Origin of the sequence: Thalassospira sp. UBA848 (genome assembly GCF_002295455.1) — a bacterium.
Lineage (GTDB): Bacteria > Pseudomonadota > Alphaproteobacteria > Rhodospirillales > Thalassospiraceae > Thalassospira.
In genome coordinates, this window is record NZ_DBGS01000090.1 from 19,948 (window position 1) to 36,461 (window position 16,514).

Here is a 16,514-nt window from a genome sequence, read left to right on the forward strand (position 1 = left end):
GGCAGAAGCCGGGGCAGAGGCGCTCATGATCCACCAGCCACCCGATCCGTTTGTCGCCCCGCGTGGTGTGGTTGACTACATCAAACAAATTGCTGACGCGTCCGGTGGTCTGCCGATGATGCTCTATCTTCGCAACGATGCTATTGGCACCAAAGCAATCGCTGATTTGTGCGCGGTCGAAGGTGTTGCCGGGGTTAAATGGGCAACCCCCAACCCGATGAAACTGGCCGAGGCGATCAACGCCTGTGACCCGGATATTGTTTGGGTCGGCGGATTGGCCGAAACATGGGCGCCGGCATTCTACGCCGTGGGCGCGCGCGGCTTTACATCAGGCCTGATTAATGTCTGGCCGGAACGTTCGATGGCCATTCACGCCGCCCTTGAGGCCAGCGACTACGCCACGGCACGCAAACTGATTTCCGAGATGAAGGCATTCGAGGATGTTCGGGCCGAGGAGATGAATGGCACGAACGTTACCGGCGTAAAGGCGGCACTCAAACTGCTGGGTGATGATTGTGGCGCAACCCGTCCGCCATCCGCCTGGCCGCTGACGGATGTGCAGCAGGAAAAATTGGCAAGCTTCATGAAGGGCAACGGGTTGATCGGCTAAGTCGAGGGGGTTGAGCAGCCCGTCCTAGAAGTAGGATGGATGACGTTCGCGGATGTCTTCGACGGTGGCAAGCGTGCCCATCAGATGTTCGCGGACAACCTCGCAGGCGGTATCGGCATCGCCCTTGTCAATCGCATCCAGGATGCGGCGATGGCAATCAAGGATGGATGCCGATTTTCCCGGGTCTGGCAGGTTGAGCTTGCGCAGGCGGTCGATGTGACCGGATCGTGCCTCGACCACGCCATAGAGTTGGGCAACGCCGGCTGCCTCATACAGCGCGTAATGGAAATCGCGATCAAGTTTGCCAAAGGTATCGAGATCGTTTGCGGTGCTGACCGCATTTTGCTGAGCAAGAATGGAGTGTGCTTTGACAGTCAGGGCAGGGTCTTTGGCATTTGCCAGACGGCGGGTGATTTCAAGCTCGACCGACAGGCGCAAGAACTGCGTTTCAAGCGCGTGTTCGACGTCAATGCGCGAAACTTCTGTCTTGGACTGCGGAAAGGTATCAACCAGACCTTCTTCCTCAAGCTTGAGCAAAGCATCACGAACCGGCGTCTGGCTGACACCATATGCTTCGGCAATTTCGATCCGCGATAGGTACTGGCCGGGCGCAAGTTCAAGATCAATGATGCGCTCACGCAAGGAATTATGGAGTTGCGTGCTGGCCGAACCCCGTTTGAGTTTGGGCAGGCGTTTCTTGGCAATCGGTGCATCTTTGAACAGGTTTTCGACCATGATGTTCCCGCAATTCATGTCTGGTCAGGCAATTTGTATACAGGCGTCTTGCCGGATATGCACTAATATATTACTATATCAAACAGTCAAAAGCGAATATCTTTCCGTGTTTGATGATGGCGGCGGAAACCCTCGGATGAGTGTGTTTGCGTCCAAGATCGGAGATCGCCTGTCTGATCGCCGCCCAACGCTGTCACGGTTACGTTTTACATTCCGAGGATAAGACAATGAGTAAGAAACAGCCTCAGGACCTGAGATCGGCACGCTGGTTTTCCCCCGATGATCTGCGTTCATTCGGACATCGGTCCCGGATGATGCAGCTTGGCTACTCCGAAGATGATTTTCGCGGAAAGCCAATCATCGGCATTCTCAATACCTGGTCGGAGCTCAACACCTGTCACGCCCATTTCAAAGAAAGGGTGGTTGATGTCAAACGCGGTGTCGCGCAGGCGGGCGGCTTTGCTGTCGAACTGCCATCCCTGTCGGTCGATGAGAGTTTCACCAAGCCGACCTCAATGCTTTATCGCAACCTGCTTGCCATGGAGACAGAGGAAAACATTCGCTGTCACCCGCTTGATGGTGTGGTCCTGATGGGGGGCTGTGACAAAACCACACCGGGTCTTGTCATGGGTGCGATTTCGGCTGGGGTGCCGATGATCTACCTGCCAGCCGGGCCCATGTTGCGCGGTAACTATGCCGGTAAAATCCTGGGGTCGGGCTCGGATGCCTGGAAATACTGGGATGAGCGGCGCGCTGGCAATATCAGTGACGAAGAATGGCTTGGCATTCAGGGCGGGATTGCCCGTTCTGCCGGGACCTGCATGACCATGGGCACCGCATCCACCATGACGGCCATTGCCGATTCCATGGGGCTGACCTTGCCCGGTGCGTCATCAATCCCGGCGGTCGATAGCGGCCATCAGCGCATGTCGGCTGATTGTGGACGTCGTATTGTCGAAATGGTCTGGGAAGACCTGACACCCGATCAAATCATCACCGACGCGTCCTGCCGAAATGCGGCCATTGTTGCCATGGCGACCGGTTGTTCGACCAATGCCGTGGTGCATCTGATTGCGATGGCCAAACGTGCTGGTGTGGGTCTTAAGCTTGAAGATCTCGACGAGCTTGGCCGCAACACGCCGCTGATTGCCAATGTCCGGCCATCGGGTAAGGATTACCTGATGGAGGACTTCTTCTATGCGGGCGGTTTGCGCGCCCTGATGAAACAGATGGAAGACCGCCTTGATACCAGTTGCGTTACCGTCACCGGCAAGACCCTTGGTGAAAACCTTGAGGGGGCGGAAGTTTACAATGACGATGTCATCCGTCCGCTTGATAACCCGGTCTACAAGGAAGGCTCCCTTGCTGTGCTCAAGGGCAACCTTTGCCCGACGGGTGCCGTGATCAAGCCTGCCGCCTGTGACCCCAAATTCCATGTGCATGAAGGACCGGCGCTGGTCTTTGACAGCTATCCGGAAATGAAAAAGGCCGTCGACGACGAGAACCTTGATATCACGCCGGATCACGTCATGGTTCTGCGCAATGCCGGTCCGCAAGGTGGTCCCGGCTTCCCGGAATGGGGCATGCTGCCGATCCCCAAGGCGCTGATCAAACAGGGCCATCGTGACATGCTCCGGATTTCCGATGCCCGCATGTCGGGCACGTCTTACGGCGCCTGTGTTTTGCATGTCAGCCCGGAAAGCTATATCGGTGGGCCACTCGCACTTCTGAGAAATGGCGATACGGTCCGCCTTGATCTGCCAAATCGCTCGCTTGATATGCTCGTGCCCGAAGAAGAGCTTGAAGCGCGGCGCAAGGCCCTGACACCGCCGGAGCCGCGGTTCGAACGTGGTTATGGCTATATGTTCTCGCGCCATGTGACCCAGGCCGATCAGGGCTGCGATTTTGACTTCCTTGAAACCGATTTCGGCAAAACTGCCGGCGAACCTGACATTTTCTAAGGACACCGACCATGACGGAATATGTATTGTCTGATGCCACGCGCGAAAAACTGATGCGCGCGTCCACTGCGTCTGTTGCAACCCAGCTTTACAAGCGGGGCCTGCGCAACCAGTTCATTCAGGGTGTCCGACCGGTGGCGCCGAAAAAGAAGAACATGGTCGGGCAGGCCTTTACGCTGCGCTACATCCCCGCACGTGAAGACCGTAACCCGATAGAGGTGTTCCGCAACGAAGACCATCCGCAACGTGTTGCGATTGAAACCTGCCCACCGGGCCATGTTCTGGTGATGGATGGTCGCAAGGATGCTTCTGCGGCATCGGCCGGGTCGATCCTTGTTACCCGACTTGCGGTGCGCGGTGGTGCCGGGATCGTGTCAGATGCCGGTTTCCGCGATGCCGAGGGGATCGGTGAACTTGACATGCCTGCCTACTATGCCGGCCCGTCAGCCCCGACCAACCTGACCAAGCATGAAGCGCTTGATATCAACGTTCCGATTGCCTGTGGTGATGTTGCCGTCTTCCCGGGTGATGTGCTTGTTGGCGATACGGACGGGGTCATGGTGATCCCCGCACATCTTGCAGACGAGATCGCCGAAGCCTGTGCAGGTATGGAAAGTTACGAGGCCTTTGTGATCGAACAGGTGGCCAATGGTGCGTCAATCATCGGACTTTATCCCTGCACCAAAGAAGAGAATCAGAAAAAGTATGAGGAATGGCTGGCAACTCGGTAAAGTCCCGGTTACCTTGACGGTAACGCAGCCATTTTTACCCCATCCATGAATTCCAGAGGATTGATTGAAATGTCTTATACCCTGACAGGAAAACATCTGATTGCCGGAGACTGGGTCGCTGGCGAGACGACCTTCCAGTCTGAACCTGCCCATGGTCCGGCCAATACCTTCCCGGTTGGAACGCCTGCGCTTGTTGATCAGGCTGCAAAGGCGGCTGAGGAAGCGTTTTGGACCTATGGTTATTCAAGCCGCGAAGAGCGCGCGAAACTCATCAATACCATTGCCGATGAAATTGATGCGCGCGGTGAAGAAATCACCGAAATCGGTACGCAGGAAACCGGCCTGCCCGAAGCCCGTCTTCAGGGCGAACGTGGCCGTACCGTTGGTCAGCTGCGCCTGTTTGCCAGCCACATCCTTGATGGCGAATATCTGGACCGTCGTTATGACGAAGCCCTTCCGGATCGTGCGCCGCTGCCGCGTCCTGACCTGCGTTTGATGCAGCGTCCGATTGGTCCGGTTGCTGTCTTTGGTGCGTCCAACTTCCCGCTGGCTTTCTCTGTCGCGGGGGGTGACACTGCATCGGCATTGGCTGCTGGTTGCCCGGTCGTGGTCAAAGGCCATTCCGCCCATCCGGGCACGGGCGAAATTGTCGCACAGGCAATTGACGCTGCCATCAAGAAATGCGGCGTTCATCCGGGCGTGTTCAGCCTGATTCAGGGTGGCAAGCGCGATGTTGGCCAAAGCCTGGTGCAGCACCCGCTGATCAAGGCGGTTGGCTTTACCGGTTCGCTTGGCGGTGGTCGTGCGCTTTACGATCTTTGTGCTGCCCGTCCTGAACCGATTCCGTTCTTTGGTGAACTCGGCTCCGTCAACCCGATGTTCCTGCTGCCGAATGCTGTTAAGGCGCGCGGTGCGGAAATCGGCAAAGGCTGGGCAGGTTCGCTTACCATGGGTGCCGGCCAGTTCTGCACCAACCCGGGGATCGCCGTTGTGATCGAAGGCCCGGATGCGGATGCATTTGTAGCGGCCGCCAAGGAAGGCCTGTCGGAAGTTGGCCCGCAGACCATGCTGACCGATGGCATGGCAGAAACCTATCGTTCCGGTGCAAAGCGTGTTGCCGCGACGTCAGGTGTCAAAGAGGTTCTGACCACATCGTGTGACCTGCGCAATGCAACACCGTATCTGTTCGAAACCACTGGTGAAAACTGGCTTGCCAACCATGAACTGGGCGAAGAGGTCTTTGGTCCGCTTGGTCTTGTTGTCCGGGTCAAGGATGTCGCAGAGATGCGCCAGATTGCAAAGTCACTTGAAGGTCAGCTGACCTGCACGCTGCATCTGGATGCCTCTGACGCAGAGGATGCCCGTTCGCTTCTGCCGATCCTTGAACACAAGGCTGGTCGTGTTCTGGCCAATGGCTTCCCGACCGGTGTCGAGGTATCTGACACCATGGTACATGGCGGTCCGTATCCGGCATCGACCAACTTCGGGGCAACCTCGGTCGGGACGATGGCAATCCGTCGCTTCCTGCGCCCGGTTTGCTATCAGAACATCCCGACGGATGTATTGCCAGCCGACATTGCCTGATCCTGGCAATAGGACGTTTGAAAACATCAAAGAAAAGCCGCCCAACCGGGCGGCTTTTTTTATTGGATGGCTGATTTAGTTGTGGGCTGTTCCTGCGGCCTGAAACATGTTCTCGTCATGTCTGAGCAGACTTTGGCCAATTGCCCCTTGCAGGGCAAGGTCCTTGTCCCAAGCCAGATGGGTAATTGTCGGCCCGCGACTGAGTTCCGGGACTTGTGCCTCTGCCAGGCCGCGCCGCAGTTCCGGTTCCATCATGTCAAAGGCGCGTGCGCCCGACCCGGTAATGAAGATTTGTTTTGGCCCTAACAGGGCAATCAGGTTAGCAATCCCGTAACCCAGAACCTTGCCGGCGTGGCGGAACAGCTCGGCCAAGCCTGCGTCACCGTTACGTGCGCGCGCAACCAGATCCATCATCTGATCTTCGCTGGGATGCAGGTTGTTGGCTTCGGGCAGGTCAATCAGGCCGCGGGCATCGCGCAGGATGGCGTAGTCCCCGATATAGGCCTCAAGACAGCCGCGTCGTCCGCAATTGCAAAGCGGGCCATCGGGCTGAAACTTGGTATGGCCAAACTCGGCGGCGGTGCCGAAATCGCCGTTATAAACGTTTCCGTTCAGCACAAGCCCCATGCCAATCCCGTAGCCCAGCATGATCACGGCAAAGTCACCGCCATCATGCAGGTTGGTGTTTTGCGAAATCGCGGTTGCGATACAGTTTGCGTCGTTGGACATCTGGACCGCGCCGCCATAACGCTCAGTCAAAGATCGAACCAGCGGAATGTGGCGATGGCGCAGGGCCGGTGACCAGATGATTTCGCCGCTATTGCTATCTGTCACACCCTGTACGGCAATGCTGATGCCTGCTGGTGGATGTTTGCAGAAGTCCTGATTGCGTTCAACAAAGCGATCAATCAGTGCAATCAGGGTTCTGGTGAGTTCCTCTGATCCCAGATCACGCGTATTGATGCTGTGTTCAATGCTGCGTTCGATCTCGCCCTTGAAGTTACCCAAAGCGATTTCGATCAGATTAATGGTGATTTTAACGCCGATGACACAAGCTGCATTCGGGACAAGATCAAGCAGGACCTTGGGACGGCCACGTGTATTGCCGTTTGTGTTGCCGTTGCCGCCTTCGCTTTCGCGGACCAATCCTTGCGCCATAAGGTCAGCTGTCAGGGAGGTCACCGTCGCCGGGCTCAATCCTGTTGCTGTGCCAATATCAATACGCGCAGCCGGGCCGTGCACCCGCAGATACCGCAAAATGGCGGTTTGGGATGGCTGGCGTGGGGTCTCGCTTTCTGTGCGGCGCATCATGAGGTCGGACTGTATCCTTTTGAAATTGACCCGATCAAAAACGTACTCGACCGGGTCAATATGGTCATTTCAGACACCGCTTTGGCAAGCGGATTGGTTGCCTGCATGGTCGATATTACAGTAATCCGCGACCTGCAAGGTTGTTCATCAAGGCACTGATCCCGAAATCCCAGGGTTTGATGGCATCTGATCGATCAACCTGATTGACCAGCTTGCCAAGGCTGGGGGTAGAGATGCTGACGAGGTCGCCCATCTCGTGGGTAAAGCCCTTGCCGGCCCCGCCACGGTCGTCGGTCGGTGCAAACATCGTCCCAAGAAACAGCATGAGACCGTCCGGATACTGGTGGTGTTTGCCAATCGCTTGTCCAACAAGGCTTTCCGGCGTTCGGCTGATCTGGCTCATCGAGCTGACCGCATCAAGGTGGTAGCCATCCGGCCCATCAACGGCCATGGCGATATCTGCCGACTTGACGGTTTCAAGGGTAAAGTGATCGTCAAACAGGCGGATGAACGGACCAATGGCGCAGGAGCCATTATTGTCTTTTGCCTTGCCAAGCAACAATGCCGAACGCCCTTCCACGTCACGCAGGTTGACATCATTGCCAAGGGTCGCGCCGACAATTTTACCAAGCGACGTTACCGTCAGAACCACTTCCGGTTCAGGGTTGTTCCAGTTTGAGATCGGATGCAAGCCGACATGCGCGCCATGTCCAACTGCGGACATGACCGGGGCTTTGGTAAAGATCTCGGCATCGGGTCCGATACCGACTTCAAGGTACTGCGACCAGGCACCTTTTTCGATCAGCACCTTTTTGATGTCGGCAGACTTTGCAGAGCCCGGCTCGATCTGTGACAGGTCATCGCCGATGATGCCGGTAATCTCGGTTCGGATCTGGTCAGCCTTGCTGGCGTCACCGCGTGCTTGTTCTTCGATGACGCGTTCCAGAAGGCTTGCGACAAATGTCACACCGCTGGCCTTGATCGCATGAAGATCGTTCGGTGCCAAAAGATGCGGGTTGTTTTCATCAGCATCCGGACGCGATTGATCAAGAATTTCGTCAAGCGACGCAACTGTTGGGAAGTTTGCGGCGTTTGAAAGACTTTCCAGCAGATCGTCTCGTTCCAAAATCTGGCTAATGGTCGGGCCAAGCTTGCTGATGTCGCGCAGCGTTTCCCCATCAAGAAGGACGGGCGTCGGACCTGCCACGCGTGGATCCCATATTCGACCAATCAGGACGGCTCGGTTGGCGTCATCAGGCAGGATATCGGAAGTATTTGTCGGAAAACCTTTGGTCATCTCGGTATCTCGCTTGCTTAGCTGTTGTTGGCGGCAGATTGTGCATCCGGGGCATTGGTTGCGCCCGGACCCGCCAGATGCAGAAGGTGTTCGGGCATCTTGCCCAAAATAATCATTCCAAGAACGTCGTCATGGGTGACGTCTTCGGTTCGAACGCTGCCGACGAGCTTCCCGTTCTTCATAACATGCAGTCGGTCCGAAAGGTCAAAGACATCATGAAGATCATGGCTAATCAACAAAATACCAAGACCATCACGTTTGAGCTGATCAATCAGTTCTCCGACCATCTTTGTTTCATGCACGCCAAGGGCGGCACACGGTTCATCCATGATCAGAACGCGGGCTTCGAACAGCAGTGCTCGTGCAATCGCCACGGATTGACGCTGCCCACCGGACAGCGCCGAGACGGGGGATGTGAACTTTTTGAAGTTCGGGTTCAATCGATGAAGGACTTCGCGTGCCTTGTGTTCCATGGCCGCATCATCAAGAAAACCGAACTTGTCGGTGATTTCACGGCCAAGAAACAGGTTCTGGGCAGCGTCAAGATTGTCGGCAAGCGCCAGGTTCTGATAGATCGTTTCGATATTGTTGTCGCGCGCATCGCGGGCTGTTTCGATCTTTGCTTCTTTGCCATCAACAACGATCTGGCCGCTATCAGCCTTGTAGGCACCGGACAGGATTTTGATCAGGGTCGATTTTCCTGCGCCGTTGTGGCCCAGAACGCCAACAACCTCGCCAGGATAAAGGTCAATGGAGACGCCATCGACTGCTTTGACACCACCAAAACTGATGTGGATGTCGCGCATTTCGACCAGTGGGTCGGTGGTCTGGTTTGTATCAGTCATTACGGGTCTCCTTACGCGCTGGGATCGCTGTAGCGGCGGTGGAAATACTTGTCGCTAAAGACCGCCAGAACAAGGACAAGGCCAATGACAATGCTTTGCAGCGAGGTATCAACACCCAGAAGCGCCATACCACTTTGCAGGCTTTGCATCACCAGCGCACCGATCAGTGCGCCATAGATCGTACCAAGTCCGCCAGCAAGGGATGTCCCGCCAATCACAACCGCAGCAATCACACGAAGTTCATCAAGTGTGCCCAGATCATTGCCTGCTGACTGCAAGCGTGCCGACGAGATGGCCGCGCTGATCGCACACAGAACACCCATCAACGCAAAGACAGCAACAGTCATGCGCTTGACATTGATGCCGGCAAGCTCGGCGGCTTGCGGGTTGCCGCCAATCGCAAAGACATACCGGCCAAAGCGCGTGCGCTTCACCACAATGGTCAACACAATTGCGACCAGAGCAACGATCAGAAGCGGGATTGGAATGCCATGAGAAATTTCAAGGTTTTCAGGTGTTACCGGAATGCCCTTGTTTTCAAGAAGGCGTTCTGCCGCGCGGGTGGGCAGGTGGTAGGCATTCAAGGTGGCAATGACGACCAGAACAAGACCGGCCTTGATGATGGTGTTGGTATATTCGGCCCAGATCGGTTTGACCGGAAATTCGAATGAAAGGCGACGACGGCGTTCCATGATTGCGGCATAGATGATCGCCAGGATCGCCAACAGAGCAACAATCCAGCTCCAGGTCGCGCCAATCGTTCCCTCGATGCCGCCACCCAGCAGGATAAAGTTTTGGTCAAGCGGTGCTACGGTGCGCCCCTGCGTGACCCACCATGCCGCCCCGCGCCAGACCAGAAGTCCGCCCAGCGTTACAATAAAGGCCGGGACACCAAGATAGCCGACTGCAACGCCTTGTATGCCGCCAATCATCGCACCGACTGCAATGCCGATTGCCAGTGTAAGCACCCAGGTCAAAGGATGGTTGTAATCAAAAAACTGTGGCAGGAAATCAGTCTGAACAACCCCCATGATCATGGCAAGAACGCCAAGAACAGCCCCAACTGACAGGTCGATATGGCGTGTGACAATGATCAGGACCATACCGCATGCCATTACAGCAACGGAGGCAGTCTGAACCGACAGATTAAAGATGTTGCGTGGGGTTATAAAACGCCCGCCAGAAGCAATATCAAAGCCGACCCAGATGATCAGCAGGACAACGGCGAGGCCGACCAGACGGCGGTCGACTTCCATTTTTGAAAGCAGTCGTGACATGAATAAGCTCGTAATACAGCGGGGCCGACATACAATATCTGCGCGATATGGGAAATGCAGTCGGCCCCGGGTTTAAGCAAGGTCAGAAGAAACAGGGATGCCTAGTTGCAGGCAGTAACCTTGCTATTGGTAACGCCCTGGCAAACAACGTCCTTGGAAACCCATCCGGCATCAATCACCAGGTCGAGCTTGTTCTGGGTAATTGCAACCGGATCAAGGAAGAACGATTTCATCGTTACACCATTCGGGCTTTGCCAGTCTTGCGTTCCACCAACATCGCCCAGTTTCGTGCCACCTGCCAGTTCGACGGCGATTTCAGCCGCGCGCTGACCAAGAAGGCGGGCGTCTTTCCAGACCGAAACAGTCTGGGTGCCAAGAGCAACACGGTTAAGTGCTGCATGGTCACCATCCTGACCTGATACCGGAATGCCCTGCATGCCCTGTGCTGACAAGGCCGCGACCACGCCACCGGCGGTGCCGTCATTCGAGGCCACCACTGCATCAACCTTGTTGTCTGCAGCCGTCAGGAACTGTTCCATGTTGCGCTGGGCGATCGCAGGCTGCCAGCTGTCGGTGTAAGCTTCGCCAACGACATTGATGTCGCCAGCGTCAATTGCCGCCTGAAGAACTTCAAGCTGACCTTCATGCAGAAGGTTCGCGTTCGGGTCGGTCGGTGCGCCTTTGATGAAGACATAGTTGCCCTTCGGCTGCTCAGCAAAAACAGCCTCGGCCTGAAGACGACCGACTTCCTTGTTGTTGAACGTAATGTAGTAGGCGTTCGGGTCTTCGATCAGGCGGTCATACCCGACAACCGGAATGCCTTCGTTAAGTGCAAGCTGGACTGCCGGACCAATCGAAGCGGAGTCTTGTGCCAGTACGATCAGTGCATCGGCACCGCGGGCAATCAGGCTTTCGATATCGGCAAGCTGTTTTGAAGGATTGCTCTGAGCATCAGCACTGATGTAATCGGCGCCAGCGGCATCAAGAGCGGCCTTGATGGCGGCTTCATCGGTTTTCCAGCGTTCTTCCTGGAAGTTCGACCAGCTGACGCCAACGGTCAGGTCAGCGGCAAAGGCATTTGCAGACAGAAGTACGGTTCCGGCCAACATGGCCGTCGATAGGAGTTTTTTCATCGGTTTCTTCCCTGAATGTGAGTGTCTTTAGATGACATTTATTTTTGTTGTCGAAAAAATGTTGACGTGAAGAATGCGTCCTGTCAAATATTTTTTAGTGAATAAATTAAAAACAGCGATTTTGGTGTATCAATCGATATTAAACCATAATCATTGGTTGAATTATGGCTGATATTGGATGGTGCGCTGCAGCATTTAATTCATTCACCTAAAATAATATGAAAAGTGACAGGGAACGTTATGACAGCGAGTTATCACGACATTGACGGCAAGTCCGTGCTTGTAACAGGCGGCGCATCCGGGATTGGCGCCTCTATCGTTCGTGCATTCTGTGCGCAAGGAGCGCGTGTCGGATTTTTCGATATTGATGATGCTGCTGCGCAAAAACTTATTGCAGCTATTCAGGACGAATACGGCGTAACCCCGGTCTACAAGTCTCTTGATTTACGGCAGCAATCCTCGATTTCCGAGGCGGTCCGTGAAATGTCGGTTGCAATCGGCCCGATAGAGGTTCTGGTAAATAATGCCGCGCGCGATGACCGCCACACACCGGAAGATATTGATCCGGAAAAATGGCGTGACGGACTTGATGTCAATTTGAATCATCATTTTTTCTGTGCTCAGGCTGTGGCGCCGGGCATGAAGGAAAAAGGGTCGGGCAGTATTATTAATTTCAGTTCCGTAAGTTATATGATGGGCTTGCCGGATCTCGTAACGTATGAGACTGCAAAGGCCGGAATCATCGGGCTTACCCGTGCCCTTGCGCGGGATTGGGGGGGACATGGCATCCGTGTTAACGCGGTGACGCCGGGATGCATCATTACGCAGCGCCAGCTTGATCTGTGGATTTCCCCTGCGGATGAGGAACGTATTCAGGAACAGCAATGCGTAAAGCGCCGATTGGTAGGAGATGATGTTGCGCAGATGGTGCTGTTTCTGGCATCAGATGTCTCATCAGCTTGTTCATCGCAGAACTTCATCGTTGATGGCGGCATCGTCTGATCGCCCGTTTTGACGGGTGTAAGCCCGAAGGCCACTGTTCGAACTTGGAAAAACAATATGTCGTCGCCCGCAAACCTGCCCAATACCCCGATCATCATTGATGAAAAAGCCAACCCGTATCGCGACTGCATTCAGGGATTGGCAAATCAACCGATCACAGTGGTCCGTCTGCTGCGTGATGCGGTGAATGAGAACCCGGTTGTTGGCCGTGATCGTGGTTTTGTCGTGCCCGAGATCAAGGACGTCGTCGGACGTCTGGTGGAAAACCGGCCGCGGATCGCAATCATCGGCGGTGCACCGGATCATCCGGCCCATCTTCTGGATCGTCCACAGGCATTGATGGCGGCAATTCGCATTTGGGAAATGGGGGGTGTTCCCTTCCTGTTTCATGTCCCGGTCATTTGTGATGGTACGGCGCAAAACAATATCGGACAAAGTTATTCACTGGCGTCGCGCAACCACACTGCGGCGGCAGTCAATATCACCTTTGAAGGTCACAGCTATCATGCGGCCTATGTGATTGCCGGGTGCGACAAGTCGCCTGCTGCGGTGGTTGCCGGTTTGGCTGCGGCCGATCATGCACGCGCCTGGCGTGGTGATCAGGCGCCGGTCTGGGCGGTGTTTGCGCCATCCCACGTTCTTAAGGGCGGTGAAATTCCCGATGGAACCCGGCGGTTGCTTGATCGTATTGCAGCGGACGCTGATGCAGCCGGACATGACGACCTTGGCGCGGATATCCGCGAAAACATGCGCTATATCCTGCAATGTACCTCTGACGAGGCTTTTGCCGGTTTGCTAGAACGTGCAAGGTTGCTTGGGATCATCGATGCAGCGCAAGAACGCAAGGTGCTTGATGAGCTTGCGACGGCGACTTGTGATTCAAAGGGCGGCATCTGTGCCTTTAACGGGACCGGAAATTCTTCGCGGACCATGCTGGCGGCCTTTGGTCTGACCCCGCCGGAACTGGAATTGCTGACCGATGTCCCGCCGTTCGAGGCCGTTGCAGCGGGCGTTGATGCCCTGTTCGGGGTTTTCAACAAGCCGGAATATGCCATCGGCAATTTGCTGAAGGCCAACTTCGCCAATTTTGTGCGCATTCACAACGCAACCGGTTCAAGCAGCAACATGCTTTTGCATTTGCCCTTCATGATGCGCTATGCCGGTTTCGATATCTCGATTGACGATTATCAGGATGTCCGCACCCAGACACCTGTGCCCGAGATTTTCGCCCACAGCCTGACGGAAAACCGCGATACCTTTGTTCTGGCGCAGCAAATGGCCGAAGGCAAAAACCGCGGCATGGAAAGCATCTATCGTGTGCTTGCCGATCTGGGGGTTGCGATGGACCTTGATGCGCCAACTGTTCTTGGCAAATCCTGGGCGGAACGGATCGCCGACCTTGAAAACCCGGTTGATCTATCTCTTGGTGATGCGTCGGTTATTCGTGCAACACCAGTCCGGCAGCGTTCAGGCGTTGATGTTCTTACGGGCAGCTTCTTTGAAAACTGTGCGGTCAAGACATCGGGCATGAGTGATCATTTGCTTTCGCACTTTGATGATCACGTATTCATCGTGCGCTATTACGAAAACGAGCACGTCTGCAATGCGGATTTTGCCTCGCCGGATTTGATTTCCCGACTGATTGAAACCGATGGCGTGGATGAAGATCTGATATCTGCCATCGTTCAGCGAAATGGTGGAAACCGTGTGGATATGGATGCGCCAAAGGACATGCTTGAACAGGGGCATCTGTCCTTTGCCTTTGTCATTGGCGGGCAGGGGCCAGAAGCATATGGCATGCCTGAAATGTTCTCTCCGTCCCAGAATCTGCGACACCATCGCATCCTTGAAGCATCATCAATGCTGATTACCGATGGCCGTTATTCCGGGGTGACCAAAGGGGCCTGCATCGGCCATATGGTGCCAGAGGCATTTACAGGCGGGGCGGTCGGCTATCTCAAAGATGGTGACGTGCTTCGCCTTGATTTGACCAGGTTGACACTTGACTGGCTGGAGCCCGAAGCCTTCAAAAAAGGTCAGGAACGAGCATCCGACCCGCGTGAAATCGCTGATCGCAAGCCGCTATTTGACGAACGGTTCAAGCGCATGGCAGATCGCCAGTGTGATATTGCGGCAAGCAATGTGCTTGACGGTATCGGGAATGCCGCGCGTGGCATCGTTCCCCGTGCTGTGGACCGGCGCGCAACCAAATCCTGGCGCTAAGCACCACGGCGTCTTGACGCAAGAACGGAAAACGCCCCGTGCCATGTCTGGCCGGGGCGTTTTCGTTTGAGCTGATCCTGGGACGCTTAGCCCATGCGTTCTGATGCATAGCTTCCCGGACTTGGCGGGAAAACAATTGTGCGGTTGCCGTTGATAAATGAACGGTGGTGGATATGCGCGTGGACGGCACGTGCCAGCACCTGGCTTTCAACATCACGGCCAATCGACACATAATCGGCAGAGTTCTGGGCGTGGGTGATGCGCGCAATGTCCTGCTCGATGATCGGGCCTTCATCAAGATCGGCGGTCACATAGTGTGCGGTCGCCCCAATCAGTTTGACCCCGCGCACATAGGCCTGACGATACGGGTTGGCACCCTTGAAACTTGGCAGGAAGGAATGATGAATGTTGATGATCTTGCCGCTCATCTTCTTGCACAGGCTGTCTGAAAGGACTTGCATGTAGCGTGCGAGAACGATCAGTTCGACATCGTAATCCGACACCAGATCAAGCAGCTTTTTCTCGGCTTCCGGCTTGTTATCCTTGGTCACCGGGATGTGGTGGAACGGGATGTCGTGATTAACCACCACCTTCTGATAATCAAGGTGGTTTGATACCACACCAACGATATCAATCGGCAGTGCGCCGATTTTCCAGCGGTAAAGCAGATCGTTCAGGCAGTGACCAAAGCGCGACACCATCAGAAGAACTTTCATCTTCTCGGAACTGTCGTGGATCTCATACGTCATGCCAAGTTCTGACGCCGGACCCTCAAAGCCTTTGGCCAGCGTTTCCTGATCAACGCCTTCTTCGCTTACGAAGGCGACCCGCATAAAGAACAGACCGGTTTCCTGGTCGTCAAACTGTGAGCTGTCGGTAATGTTGCAGCCATGTTCGGCCAAATAGGTCGAAATAGCAGCAACCACCCCGCGTTGAGAGTCGCAGGAAACGGTCAGGACGTAGCTTTTCATCGCGTTTGGCTTTCTCGTTTGCTGTAATCAAAATTGCCCGGCCCCGTCCATCGGGGAATAAGATGAGGCCGGGCAGAAGCATTAAATATCAAGTGTGTTCTCACGTTCCCAGCGGGAAAAGTGAGAAACATAAGAATTCCACTCGGTTTGTTTGAGCTTGAGGTAGGCACTCGAGAATTCCTTGCCCATCGCAAGTTGGAGATCTGTGTTTGATCCCATCTCGCGCAGGGCATCAAGCAGGTTCAGCGGCAAACGCGGCGCATCCTTGATCAGATGACCTTCTTGATACATGTCGATATCGTAATGCGGTCCCGGATCGGCATTGGTTGCCATGCCATCCAGACCCGCGGCAATGATTACGGCCTGCAGCAGATACGGGTTGGTCGCGCCATCAGGCAGGCGCAGTTCAAAACGGCCCGGTCCCGGCACACGCACCATGTGTGTGCGGTTGTTGCCCGTCCAGGTCACGGTGTTCGGGGCCCAGGTCGCACCGGACATGGTGCGCGGGGCGTTGATCCGCTTATAGGAATTGACCGTCGGGTTGGTGATCACCGCCATGGCAGAGGCATGCTTCATGATCCCGCCAAGGAAAGTCTTGCCCTTCGCTGACAGGCCAAATGGCATGTCGTCATCGGCAAAGGCATTGGCACCGTCATTGTCCCAGACCGAAACATGGCAATGGCAACCATTGCCGGTCAGGCCCGGGAAGGGCTTGGGCATGAAGGTTGCGCGAAGACCGTGTTTTTCGGCAATCGATTTGACCATGAACTTGAAAAAGGAATGTTTGTCGGCAGTTTTAAGTGCGTCATCAAATTCCCAGTTCATTTCAAACTG

Annotated in this window: 13 protein-coding genes and 1 pseudogene; 6 read left to right on the forward strand and 8 right to left on the reverse strand. The window is 55.2% G+C overall.

What is annotated here, in order from left to right; all coding sequences use genetic code 11:
- Window positions 1-610: dihydrodipicolinate synthase family protein (locus tag B2R48_RS12745; RefSeq protein ID WP_297000960.1), on the forward strand; the 610-nt coding region annotated here is incomplete at its 5' end.
- Window positions 611-634: 24 nt separating this feature from the next.
- On the opposite strand, the gene B2R48_RS12750 is transcribed toward B2R48_RS12745, so the two are convergent.
- A complete protein-coding gene (locus tag B2R48_RS12750; RefSeq protein ID WP_297000962.1) occupies window positions 635-1,345 on the reverse strand; it encodes a GntR family transcriptional regulator in 711 nt (236 codons plus the stop codon).
- A gap of 227 nt (window positions 1,346-1,572) precedes the next feature.
- Between B2R48_RS12750 and araD the strand changes: the two genes are divergently transcribed.
- From araD to B2R48_RS12765, 3 genes are all read left to right on the forward strand, one after another.
- A complete protein-coding gene (gene araD, locus B2R48_RS12755; protein ID WP_297000964.1) occupies window positions 1,573-3,306 on the forward strand; it encodes an L-arabinonate dehydratase in 1,734 nt (577 codons plus the stop codon).
- Window positions 3,307-3,317: 11 nt separating this feature from the next.
- Window positions 3,318-4,037 carry a ribonuclease activity regulator RraA gene (locus B2R48_RS12760; protein ID WP_297000966.1) on the forward strand — a complete coding sequence of 240 codons (720 nt, stop codon included), beginning with the start codon at window positions 3,318-3,320 and terminating at the stop codon, window positions 4,035-4,037.
- A gap of 69 nt (window positions 4,038-4,106) precedes the next feature.
- Window positions 4,107-5,621 carry an aldehyde dehydrogenase (NADP(+)) gene (locus B2R48_RS12765; RefSeq protein ID WP_213475631.1) on the forward strand — a complete coding sequence of 505 codons (1,515 nt, stop codon included), beginning with the start codon at window positions 4,107-4,109 and terminating at the stop codon, window positions 5,619-5,621.
- Between the two features lie 75 nt (window positions 5,622-5,696).
- Here B2R48_RS12765 and B2R48_RS12770 read toward each other — a convergent pair whose 3' ends face one another.
- From B2R48_RS12770 to xylF, 5 genes are all read right to left on the reverse strand, one after another.
- Window positions 5,697-6,932, reverse strand: coding sequence for an ROK family transcriptional regulator (locus B2R48_RS12770; RefSeq protein ID WP_297000970.1), 1,236 nt, complete (start codon window positions 6,930-6,932; stop codon window positions 5,697-5,699).
- 115 nt (window positions 6,933-7,047) lie between these two features.
- A complete protein-coding gene (locus B2R48_RS12775; protein WP_062958030.1) occupies window positions 7,048-8,229 on the reverse strand; it encodes a fumarylacetoacetate hydrolase family protein in 1,182 nt (393 codons plus the stop codon).
- 17 nt (window positions 8,230-8,246) lie between these two features.
- Window positions 8,247-9,074 (reverse strand): ATP-binding cassette domain-containing protein, encoded by an 828-nt coding sequence (locus tag B2R48_RS12780; RefSeq protein ID WP_297000975.1) that lies wholly within the window; start codon window positions 9,072-9,074, stop codon window positions 8,247-8,249.
- A gap of 11 nt (window positions 9,075-9,085) precedes the next feature.
- On the reverse strand, window positions 9,086-10,351 hold the full coding sequence (locus B2R48_RS12785) for a sugar ABC transporter permease (protein ID WP_213475633.1): 1,266 nt from the start codon (window positions 10,349-10,351) through the stop codon (window positions 9,086-9,088).
- A 101-nt stretch (window positions 10,352-10,452) separates the two neighbouring features.
- Entirely contained in the window at window positions 10,453-11,484 is a 1,032-nt protein-coding gene (gene xylF, locus B2R48_RS12790) for a D-xylose ABC transporter substrate-binding protein (protein ID WP_062958029.1), read from the reverse strand.
- A 240-nt stretch (window positions 11,485-11,724) separates the two neighbouring features.
- On the opposite strand from xylF, the gene B2R48_RS12795 reads away from it, so the two are divergent.
- Together B2R48_RS12795 and B2R48_RS12800 are read left to right on the forward strand one after the other, a co-directional pair.
- A complete protein-coding gene (locus tag B2R48_RS12795; protein ID WP_062958028.1) occupies window positions 11,725-12,486 on the forward strand; it encodes an SDR family NAD(P)-dependent oxidoreductase in 762 nt (253 codons plus the stop codon).
- A 57-nt stretch (window positions 12,487-12,543) separates the two neighbouring features.
- Window positions 12,544-14,709 carry a dihydroxy-acid dehydratase gene (locus tag B2R48_RS12800; protein WP_213475635.1) on the forward strand — a complete coding sequence of 722 codons (2,166 nt, stop codon included), beginning with the start codon at window positions 12,544-12,546 and terminating at the stop codon, window positions 14,707-14,709.
- Window positions 14,710-14,795: 86 nt separating this feature from the next.
- Here the strand turns inward: B2R48_RS12800 and purU are convergent, their stop codons facing one another.
- Together purU and B2R48_RS12810 are read right to left on the reverse strand one after the other, a co-directional pair.
- The gene (purU, locus tag B2R48_RS12805) at window positions 14,796-15,680 is read right to left on the reverse strand and encodes a formyltetrahydrofolate deformylase (RefSeq protein WP_213475636.1); all 885 of its coding nucleotides are present in this window, start codon (window positions 15,678-15,680) and stop codon (window positions 14,796-14,798) included.
- A gap of 81 nt (window positions 15,681-15,761) precedes the next feature.
- Window positions 15,762-16,514, reverse strand: a pseudogene (locus B2R48_RS12810) (type III glutamate--ammonia ligase); the annotation flags it as partial.

Bases quoted from the DNA above. Each gene is read 5' to 3' on its own strand.
- B2R48_RS12770 (WP_297000970.1), bottom strand. From the start codon at position 6,932: ATGATGCGCCGCACAGAAAGCGAGACCCCACGCCAGCCATCCCAAACC.
- araD (WP_297000964.1), top strand. From the start codon at position 1,573: ATGAGTAAGAAACAGCCTCAGGACCTGAGATCGGCACGCTGGTTTTCC.
- B2R48_RS12785 (WP_213475633.1), bottom strand. From the start codon at position 10,351: ATGTCACGACTGCTTTCAAAAATGGAAGTCGACCGCCGTCTGGTCGGC.
- purU (WP_213475636.1), bottom strand. From the start codon at position 15,680: ATGAAAAGCTACGTCCTGACCGTTTCCTGCGACTCTCAACGCGGGGTG.
- B2R48_RS12760 (WP_297000966.1), top strand. From the start codon at position 3,318: ATGACGGAATATGTATTGTCTGATGCCACGCGCGAAAAACTGATGCGC.
- B2R48_RS12775 (WP_062958030.1), bottom strand. From the start codon at position 8,229: ATGACCAAAGGTTTTCCGACAAATACTTCCGATATCCTGCCTGATGAC.
- B2R48_RS12765 (WP_213475631.1), top strand. From the start codon at position 4,107: ATGTCTTATACCCTGACAGGAAAACATCTGATTGCCGGAGACTGGGTC.
- B2R48_RS12750 (WP_297000962.1), bottom strand. From the start codon at position 1,345: ATGGTCGAAAACCTGTTCAAAGATGCACCGATTGCCAAGAAACGCCTG.
- xylF (WP_062958029.1), bottom strand. From the start codon at position 11,484: ATGAAAAAACTCCTATCGACGGCCATGTTGGCCGGAACCGTACTTCTG.
- B2R48_RS12780 (WP_297000975.1), bottom strand. From the start codon at position 9,074: ATGACTGATACAAACCAGACCACCGACCCACTGGTCGAAATGCGCGAC.
- B2R48_RS12795 (WP_062958028.1), top strand. From the start codon at position 11,725: ATGACAGCGAGTTATCACGACATTGACGGCAAGTCCGTGCTTGTAACA.
- B2R48_RS12800 (WP_213475635.1), top strand. From the start codon at position 12,544: ATGTCGTCGCCCGCAAACCTGCCCAATACCCCGATCATCATTGATGAA.